Annotated in this window: 10 protein-coding genes; 5 read left to right on the top strand and 5 right to left on the bottom strand. The window is 36.9% G+C overall.

Features of this window, described 5'->3' with window-relative positions; genetic code table 11:
* Positions 1–138 precede the first annotated feature (138 nt).
* Both proC and EGH73_RS05770 read left to right on the top strand, forming a co-directional pair.
* Positions 139–942: a pyrroline-5-carboxylate reductase gene (gene proC / locus EGH73_RS05775; protein ID WP_123280122.1), complete on the top strand. Its 804-nt coding sequence runs from the start codon at positions 139–141 to the stop codon at positions 940–942.
* Positions 943–944: 2 nt separating this feature from the next.
* Positions 945–1,376 carry a GNAT family N-acetyltransferase gene (locus EGH73_RS05770; protein ID WP_123280123.1) on the top strand — a complete coding sequence of 144 codons (432 nt, stop codon included), beginning with the start codon at positions 945–947 and terminating at the stop codon, positions 1,374–1,376.
* Here EGH73_RS05770 and EGH73_RS05765 read toward each other — a convergent pair.
* The gene (locus EGH73_RS05765; RefSeq protein ID WP_123281067.1) at positions 1,357–1,737 is read right to left on the bottom strand and encodes a VanZ family protein; all 381 of its coding nucleotides are present in this window, start codon (positions 1,735–1,737) and stop codon (positions 1,357–1,359) included. The two genes, EGH73_RS05770 and EGH73_RS05765, sit on opposite strands and share 20 nt — an antisense overlap.
* 152 nt (positions 1,738–1,889) lie before the next feature.
* On the opposite strand from EGH73_RS05765, the gene EGH73_RS05760 reads away from it, so the two are divergent.
* Positions 1,890–4,091, top strand: coding sequence for a RelA/SpoT family protein (locus tag EGH73_RS05760; protein WP_123281066.1), 2,202 nt, complete (start codon positions 1,890–1,892; stop codon positions 4,089–4,091).
* Positions 4,092–5,261, top strand: coding sequence for a Na+/H+ antiporter NhaA (nhaA, locus tag EGH73_RS05755; RefSeq protein ID WP_123281065.1), 1,170 nt, complete (start codon positions 4,092–4,094; stop codon positions 5,259–5,261).
* Between the two features lie 180 nt (positions 5,262–5,441).
* Here the strand turns inward: nhaA and EGH73_RS05750 are convergent, their stop codons facing one another.
* Positions 5,442–6,380 carry a YihY/virulence factor BrkB family protein gene (locus EGH73_RS05750; protein WP_123281064.1) on the bottom strand — a complete coding sequence of 313 codons (939 nt, stop codon included), beginning with the start codon at positions 6,378–6,380 and terminating at the stop codon, positions 5,442–5,444.
* A gap of 29 nt (positions 6,381–6,409) precedes the next feature.
* Between EGH73_RS05750 and rlmH the strand changes: the two genes are divergently transcribed.
* Complete coding sequence (gene rlmH / locus EGH73_RS05745) at positions 6,410–6,883, top strand: 23S rRNA (pseudouridine(1915)-N(3))-methyltransferase RlmH (RefSeq protein ID WP_123281063.1); 474 nt, start codon at positions 6,410–6,412, stop codon at positions 6,881–6,883.
* Between the two features lie 170 nt (positions 6,884–7,053).
* On the opposite strand, the gene EGH73_RS05740 is transcribed toward rlmH, so the two are convergent.
* The 3 genes from EGH73_RS05740 to EGH73_RS05730 all read right to left on the bottom strand — a co-directional run bounded on the left by EGH73_RS05740 (position 7,054) and on the right by EGH73_RS05730 (position 9,268).
* Complete coding sequence (locus EGH73_RS05740) at positions 7,054–7,608, bottom strand: phosphatase PAP2 family protein (RefSeq protein WP_123281062.1); 555 nt, start codon at positions 7,606–7,608, stop codon at positions 7,054–7,056.
* A gap of 3 nt (positions 7,609–7,611) precedes the next feature.
* Positions 7,612–7,935 (bottom strand): Sec-independent protein translocase subunit TatA/TatB, encoded by a 324-nt coding sequence (locus tag EGH73_RS05735; RefSeq protein ID WP_123281061.1) that lies wholly within the window; start codon positions 7,933–7,935, stop codon positions 7,612–7,614.
* Between the two features lie 118 nt (positions 7,936–8,053).
* Positions 8,054–9,268 (bottom strand): TCR/Tet family MFS transporter, encoded by a 1,215-nt coding sequence (locus tag EGH73_RS05730; RefSeq protein WP_123281060.1) that lies wholly within the window; start codon positions 9,266–9,268, stop codon positions 8,054–8,056.
* Positions 9,269–9,495: the final 227 nt, after the last annotated feature.

Here is a 9,495-nt window from a genome sequence, read left to right as displayed (position 1 = left end):
TGTTTTAAGGCACAAAGTTTTATGCTATAAAATTAACAATTTTTAATTTTCCTCGTGCCTTAATCTATAATCAAAGAAAATTATTCTTGTGCCTTTGTGTTTAACATAAATTCAATAAATAAAAATATAAAAACACAAATGAAAATTGCAGTTTTAGGAGCAGGAAATATGGGTTTATCATTTTCAAAATCTTTTTTGAAATATGAATTGATAAAACCGCAAAATCTACACCTCATCACAAGAAACGAGAATAAAAAAGACAAAATAAGAACACTCTTTCCAGAGTCAGAAATCTCGTCTTTTGATGAAATTCAAAATTTGGAAGCTGACCTCATCATCATTGCTGTGAAACCTCAGGATTTTGGTTTTGTCGCAGAGAATTTACCTTTCAAAATTTCAGAAAAATCGATGATTTTGTCAATTATGGCAGGAATCTCGATTGAGAAAATCCAAAAACTTCTCAATCATAAATCTGTTGTAAGAGCAATGCCCAACTCTCCCACTCTTCTCGGGATGGGAATCACGGGTTATACCGCGGCAGAAGGCATTTCTTTTTCAGAATTGATGAACGTCGAGCGTTTACTAAATTCCACAGGACGTTCTGTTTATTTAGAAGACGAAAGTCTTTTGAACGGCGTAACCGCACTTTCAGGAAGCGGACCTGCTTATTTCTATTATATCATCGACGCCATGATAAAAGCGGGAACAGAAATGGGAATCGATGAAAATCTATCAAAATTATTCGTAAAACAGACAATGTTGGGTGCTTATCATCTTATCAACAATTCTGATAAATCTTTGGAAGAATTGATAAAAGATGTCGCTTCCAAAGGTGGAACAACGGAAGCTGCTCTGAAGACTTTCGAAGAGAATCAATTGAAATCAATTGTGAAAAACGGAATTTTAGCAGCGGAAAACAGAGCAAAGGAACTAAATTCATAACAATGGAGAATCAACAAGATTTTTATATTTCTACCGATAAATCCAAAATGGATATAGAAATTATTCACAAGTATTTATCCGAAGAATCGTATTGGGCAAAGGGAATTTCAAAAGAAATAGTTGAAAAATCTGTTGCAAATTCGTTTTGTTTTGGTGTATTTTATCACGACAGACAAATCGGGTTTGCAAAGGTTATTACAGATTTCACGACGATTGCTTACCTGGGCGATGTCTTTATCCTGGATAAATTTCGTGGTCTTGGTCTTTCAAAATTACTGATGGAAACTATTATGCATCATCCCGAATTACAAGGCTTAAGAAGATGGATTCTTTTAACAGCAGATGCACATGAACTTTACAGGAAATTTGGCTGGAGTAATATCAATGATCCTTCCAGATGGATGGAAGTTCACACTAAAAATCCCTATCAATAATTGTTCTGTTCAGCCATTTGTAAATTCCGAATCCGATGGCAACACCAATTGTATTCAGAATGATATCATCAATATCAAAAACACCTAATCTGGTGAAATACTGAAAACTCTCAATGATGATAATTGCAGAAATAAAATTAGACATCAGTTTTCTGAAATGTTCCAAATCAGGAATTAAGATTCCTAAGAATCCAAACGGAATAAACATTATAATATTTCCAAAAACATTAATAACAATGGTTTTCCACTGAATCGTTTCTCTGATGAAACCTGCTGTAGAAACCATCGGAACTAAGCGGACAATATTAAAATCATAAGGTGACCTGCCAAATCCGAAAAACATCAAATAAAGCATAAACATGATGTAAAAAGGAATCAAAACCTTATAAAATCTGCAAAAAAGCAACCAGCAATTTTCCTTACTCAAAATAATATTATTAGAAAAACTGGCACAAAGATAGCTTGATAATCTGTATATAATTTCTTATATTCGTTTTGAGATAACATTCGATGATGATTTACGATTTAGAGAAGGAAAACAAGGAAATCCTTGCAAGATATAAAGACCTCATTTCCAACACTTACCGGACGCTAGACGAGGAACAGAACAAACTCATCCGAAAGGCGTTTGACATTGCTCTGGATGCGCATAAGGACCAGCGCAGGAAAACAGGTGAACCCTATATCTATCACCCAATAGAAGTCGCCAAAATAGTTGCGAATGAAATTGGTTTGGGTGCAACCAGTATTGCATGCGCTTTGTTACACGATGTAATAGAGGATTCCGAATATACTTACGATGATCTTAAAAAGATTTTTGGGAAAAATATCGCTGATATTGTAAACGGACTAACTAAGATTTCCGTGATGAACCAGCAGAATATCTCGGTTCAGTCAGAAAATTACCGTAAATTATTGCTAACGCTTTCCGAAGATTTTCGTGTGATTCTCATTAAGATTGCTGATCGACTTCACAATATGAGAACGCTGGAAAGTATGCATCCCGCGAAGCAGAAAAAAATTGCGTCTGAGACAGCATACATCTACGCACCTCTGGCTCACAGGTTTGGCTTATACTCCATCAAATCTGAATTAGAAGATCTTTCGCTGAAATATAATAATCCCGATGTTTATAATGAAATCCTGAACAAATTGGAAGTGGCAAAAGAAGGCCGCGAGAAATATGTTGAGGAATTCAAAAAAGAAGTTTCCGAGCAACTCAAAGAGGAAAAACTGAACTTCACCATCAAAGGACGGGCAAAAGCCATCAGCTCTATTTACAGAAAAATGCTGAAGCAGAATGTTACATTCGAGGAAGTTTATGATAACTATGCGATCAGGATCATTTATAAATCTGACCCAAAGAACGAAAAGTTCCTAGCCTGGAAAATTTACTCTATTGTAACGGATCTCTACCGAAGTAATCCTTCCCGAATGCGTGACTGGATTTCACAGCCGAGATCTACAGGTTACGAAAGTTTACATCTTACCGTGATGGGTCCGGACAAAAAATGGATTGAGGTACAGATCCGTTCCGAGAGAATGGATGACATTGCAGAAAAAGGTGTTGCTGCACACTATAAATACAAAGAAGGCTACCGAAAAAACAGTGATGACCAGCGATTTGAAAGCTGGGTTTCTGAGATCCGTGAGGTCTTGGAACAGCAGCAGAATCTTTCTACATCGGAACTGCTAGACAACATCAAACTCAACCTTTACTCAAAAGAAGTATTTGTTTTTACGCCAAAAGGTGATATCAAAATTCTGCCAATCGGTGCTACAGCTTTGGATTTTGCTTTCTCAGTTCACACAGATCTAGGTATGAAATGTCTGGGCGCCAAAATCAACGGAAAGCTGGTTCCGATCAGTTATGTGCTTCAGAATGGTGACCAGATAGATATTCTGTCATCACAAAATCAAAAACCCAAAGCCGACTGGCTGGAGTTTGTAGTCACTTCCAAAGCAAAATCGAAAATAAAAAACATCCTTAATTCTGAAAAAAATCAGAATACTGCAGAAGGAAAAGAAATTCTTCAGAGAAAAATGCGTCACGCCAAGCTGAATTTCAGTGAGGAAGAAGTGAACGGACTGCAAAAATTCCTTAACCTGAAAACGTCTCAGGATCTGTTCCTTGGTTTCCAAAACGGCACTTTTGATATTAGCGATATCAAAAGATATTCCGACAAAAAGGGTATTCTCAGTAACCTCATAAATCGTTTCCGAAAATCTTCCAATAAAGAAGAATATGTAGAAAAAGTGGACTCAAATCTGGATATGATTGTCTTCGGCAAGGATGAAGAGAAACTCAACTACACTTTTGCCAAATGCTGTACGGTGATTCCCGGTGATAAGATTTTTGGGTTTATAACCATTTCTGACGGCATCAAAGTTCATAATGACAATTGTCCTAATGCGATTAATCTTAGAGCCAACTATGACTATCGCGTGCTGCAGGCAAAATGGGTGAATGCGGAAAGTTTCAAGAACAGAATAAAAATCGAAATTGAAGGTCTGGACAGAATAGGAATGATTAATGACATTACCGCTGTCATCAGTAATAATATGAGTATGGATATGAAAAGTATGAGCATAGCTTCCAATGATGGTATTTTCACAGGTAATATCAATCTGGAAGTCAAGAATAAGAGTCAGCTGGAAGAAACATTCAAACAGCTGAAAGCGATCAATGGTGTGTCTAAAGTTAAAAGAGTTTAAATGGAATTATCAAAATACTTTCAGAAATTTTTCCATAGCAGCAAGACTTCCGGAATCCTTCTTATTCTGTGCGTTTTTTTATCATTGATTATTGCCAACACTTCTTCAGCCGAAGGTTTCCAGAATTTTTTGGATACAAAAATCGGGACAGAGATTTTTCATCTGAATTATTCTTTGTCAGTGTGGATCAATGATGGCTTAATGGCTATTTTCTTCCTACTTGTGGGACTGGAAATCAAACGGGAATTGGTGGAAGGCGAATTATCTGATATCAAAAAAGCAAGCCTCCCCATTTTTGCAGCGATTGGCGGAATGCTGATTCCTGCGCTGATTTTTATAGCTTTCAATCACAGTACAGATTATAAAAACGGCTGGGCTATTCCAATGGCGACTGATATTGCTTTTTCATTGGCTATCATTTCTTTGCTGGGCAAAAGTGTCCCCAATTCCTTAAAAATATTTCTCAGCGCATTAGCGATTGTAGATGATCTGGGTGCTATCATTGTGATCGCATTATTTTATACCGATTCTATTGATTGGCTCTCCCTCGGTGTTTGTGGCGGAATCACACTTTTACTGATAATCCTCAATAAGTTAAAGGTTACAAAAATTATTTTCTATCTTGTTCCGGGACTATTTCTATGGTATTTTATGCATCATTCTGGCATCCACGCAACTATTGCAGGTGTAATATTGGCATTTACGATTCCAACAAATGTGTCTGATACTGAGATTTCACCATTGGAAAAATTGGAAGAACATCTTCATATTCCCGTAAGCTTTTTCATAATGCCGATTTTTGCCTTGGCCAATACGAACATAACGTTTCAAGCTGAAGTTTTGGATCATTTTGTAAGTCCGCTGAGTTTGGGGATTATTTTCGGGTTATTTGCTGGCAAAGTATTCGGGATTAATCTTTTTTCATTTTTAGCAATTAGATTTAAGCTAGGCGAATTACCTGCGTTTTCAGCTTGGAAAGAAATGATTGGCGCCGGTTTTCTGGCGGGAATTGGCTTTACAATGTCGATATTTGTATCGCTTTTGGCATTCCCTGGAAATATAGAGAATCAGGATATTTCTAAAATAAGTATTTTATTTGCTTCGGTTCTTTCCGGAATTGTAGGATTTATCATTTTAAAGACTAAAAAGAAAAGTTCTTTGCCCGTTTAAATTTAATTTCAAATAATTTATAGCAATTACAGGAACGTCTATTTTTACAATAACCCCTTCGACAAGCTCAGGGTGACATCACTAATACTAATCGTGATATTTTAGCGTTGTCAGGCTGAGCCTGTCGAAGCCATATTCAGTAATTTGGGAATATATCAATAAATAAAATTAAAACAATTTCTAAGCTTCTATTGCGCCTGAAGTCATTTCTTCACGAATCAGTTTTTCCAGTTTGACTTTTTTAATAGCAAGATTCAGTTCGTTACCCATCAATACAAGAAAAACATTGACATTGACCCAAACCATTACCAAAATAATGGAGCCAATGGAACCGTACAGCACATTATATCTTGCAATATTCGCGACGTAAATGGCAAAGAAATAAGTCAGTATTACAAATAGAACGGTAGTTAGAACTGCGCCGGGAAAAGCTTCTCTCAACCTTGTGATTTTGATGCACCCTATCCAATAAAACAAAGTGAGAAGGATAAAATAGAACAAAGGAAATGATATAAATCCGATGATCTTGGTTAGATTTTTTGTAAACCAGGAAATATCGTAAGCTGGTGTAAACAGTTTGAGTACAACCTCACTGTAATAAATTCCAAAAATCGATAAACAGACAAAACTCAGGAAACATATTGTAATAAGCATCGCCAGAAGATATTCTTTTACAAAAGTTCGCTGAAGTTCTGTATTCCTGTTAAATCCGTTAATAAGGGAAAAACAGCCGTTTGTCGCAAATATGAAGGATAAAAGAATCGTAAAATTACTTATGGATTTCATATTCGGAATTAGGCTGGACTGGATGTAACCCGTCACGTCGCTCTGCATATGAGATGGAAATACTTTCGGCATCAGCACTTCAAAGATATAAAACTGAAGCTTGTCATAATGCGGCATAAAAGGCAAAACAGATAGGAAGAAAAGAATCATCGGAAATAAACTGAGGAAAAAACTCCAGGAGATACTTGCAGCCTGCCGTCCCAAAGGATTCTTGAAAATAGCATCTAAATAGATAGAAAGCATCTTCCATAAAGATATACCCAAAACCGGAATATGTATTCTGTCAAAAAAATTCTGGATTCTTGAAAAAAAACGCTGTATCTTTTTTGCCATTCTTTATCTTTGCTTTACAAATATACTAAATGCGTATCAATTTGATCTGCATCGGAAAAACTGACGATAAGGAAATTGTTTCTCTGATGAAATATTATCTTCCAAGATTACCAAAACACTGGAATTTTGAACTGATGGAAATTCCGGATGTTAAGAATGCCAAAAACTTAACTCCTGACCAACTAAAAAAAGAAGAAGCGAAACTTTTCCAAAACAATATCGATGCTTCTGATCTTGTTATTATTCTGGATGAAAAAGGCAAACAGTTTACCAGCCGAGAATTTTCTGAAAAGATTGATAATTGGATGGGAAGTTCTGTGAAAAAAGTGAATATTCTGATTGGTGGTGCTTATGGTTTTTCAGAGGAAATCTACAACAGAGCCAACGAAAAAATCTCTCTGTCCAAAATGACTTTTACGCATCAGATGATCCGTCTGTTTTTTGTGGAACAAATTTACCGTGCGGCTACAATCCTACAAGGAAAGCCCTATCATAACGATTAGAAAGGAACGCCGAAATTTATTCTATTTAGTATAGTGATTAAAATATCCCGAATTGCCAACTAGCCCCGATAGAAACGGTATCCTTTTTTGAGTGAAGGCGGCGAGCGAAGCGATGCCGGCTGAACGAAAAAAAGATATAGTGGATAGCGGGATAAAGCTCCTAAAGAAATCTAATTCTTTGCTAAAACTTTTTTGGTAAGTGTGGCCAAGAAACCACCCAATAGAAATCCTACGCCAGCACCAAACGCAACATCCAAAGGAAAATGGACACCAAGATATATTCTGCTGTAAGAAACTAGTATAGCCCACAAAAAGAGAATATATGGTAAAAACTGATATTTTTTCCCAATAAGCATAGATAAAAAGCTGACCAGAAAAAATGAATTAGATGCGTGTGAAGAATAAAATCCGAACTGTCCTCCGCAGGTTACAAGACGCATCTTAGACATCAAAGCTTCGGTATGACAAGGCCGTAATCTGGCAACTCCGATTTTGAAAATTCCAGCCAGCTGATCTGAAATTGCAATCCCGATAGCCAAAAATATAAGTATAAATATAAATTTTTTAAGAGGAAAACTCTTGAAAAGATAGTATGCGAGGATAATGTAAAATGGCACCCAGAACCATTTCCCCGTAATCATCAGCCAGAAAGGATCAAACGACGAGCTGCCAAGCCCATTCAGGAACAATAATAACTGCTGATCTTTCTCAATTAACCCGTTCATAAGTTATCTGCTAACAGGACCTTGGTGAGTATCGTCCTCGGAAAGATCGATTTTTGGGGTTTGCTGTGCAAGTGCTTCCTGCGTATTTTTTTCCGCCAGAGGATTGAATTCCTGTGCAGACTGTTTTACTTTTTCAATTTCTTTTTTGATTTCGGAGACCGGATTATCCGCTTCTTTCATTATCTCGGTTTTAATGTCTTCTACTGCGCCTTTCATTTTGCGCACGCCTTCTCCCAAGCCTCTTGCAATCTCGGGCAGTTTATCCGGGCCAAATAAAACAACCATTGCCAAGGCAATCAGCAGTATTTCTCCTAAGCTCAATTCCATAATACAAAATTAATAAACATAAACTTAACTAATACAGACGTAATGATAATTTTTTCATAAAAATCATTATGTAGTCCAAATGACTAAATCACTATAAATAAATTAAATAATCAACTTATCATTTTTTACTGGAAAAAGTGTTATAAACAAAATACAGTCCTATAAGGAAAAGAAGAAACGCTAAAAAAAATGGCGCACCAGGAAACAGAAACGGTGCATTTTTATGCGTGAAATAGTAGAAAAGCTGTGTCATAAGTGGCGGACCAATAATGGATGTGGCACTCATAAGACTGGTAAGTGCACCCTGCAACTCACCTTGCTCATTGGACGGAATATTTTTAGTGATGATGGACTGCAAAGCCGGGCCGCAAATACCTCCAAGACAATATGGTACAGTAAATGCAAGCATCATCCAACCCTCTGATGAAAAAGCATACAGTAACATCCCAATTGAATATAGTAACAATCCACATAAAACGCTTTTCTGATCACCTAGCTTAGGATTGATCCAACGAATTAATAATCCTTGAACCAGCCCCACCATCAGTCCAACAACGCCTAAAGAAATCCCTATCATCCGCTCGTCCCAGCCAAAACGATACATCGTATAGAAACTCCAGTTGCTTTGTACAGCGTGACCACCAATGTAAATGAGAATCAGAGCTGTGGTTAGTCCTGATATCTCAGGATGCTTTTTCAGAAATTTGAATGAACCAATAGGATTCGCTCTTTTCCAATCCAGTGCGCGTCTGTTTTCTTTTGGTAAACTTTCCGGCAAAATAAAGTAGCCATAAACAAAATTGATAAGGCAGAGAGCAGCTGCTGCGTAAAAAGGAACCCTGGATCCATAATGACCTAAAACACCTCCAAGCACAGGGCCAATGATGAATCCGATCCCAAATGCAGCACCGATCAACCCAAAATTCTTAGCGCGGTCTTCATCCGTAGATATATCAGCAATATAGGCACTTGCCGTTGTGACACTTGCCCCTGTTATTCCGGCAATAATTCTGCCGACAAACAGCCACCAGATGGTTGGTGACAATGCAAGAAAAATATAGTCAACTGAAAATCCGAAAAGGGACAACAAAATAACGGGTCTCCTGCCATACTTATCACTAAGATTGCCCACAAGCGGTGAAAAAACAAATTGGATGAAAGCATAGGCAAAACTGAGCCAGCCACCATATTTTGCTGCCTCACTCACATCTGCCTGAATAAGCTCTTCTATTAATTTGGGAACTACAGGAATAATAATTCCCCAGCCCGTAATATCGATAAGTAATGTGATAAAAATGAAGCCGATGGCAGCTGATTTTTGGTTCTGTTTCATATAGTGCGAAGGTATGAATTTTTTGATTCTAGGACATATGAATTGAAAATCTGGAGTTGAAAGCTAGATTCAAAAATCCACAATAAAAAAGCTCCCAATACAAAATCGGAGGCGTTTTTTTTATGTATTTATCTTCTACCACTAAGGTCATTATACACTTCTGATACTTAAAAAAAAAATATAATTAAAATCGATTTTTTATAGCTTTCGGAACCTTGCTCTTCGTT

It is taken from the genome of Epilithonimonas hominis (assembly GCF_003730015.1).
GTDB classification, from domain to species: Bacteria; Bacteroidota; Bacteroidia; order Flavobacteriales; family Weeksellaceae; genus Epilithonimonas; species Epilithonimonas hominis.
The sequence above is the reverse complement of the archived record's forward strand: the minus strand, read 5'-3'. Positions and strand labels throughout refer to the sequence as shown.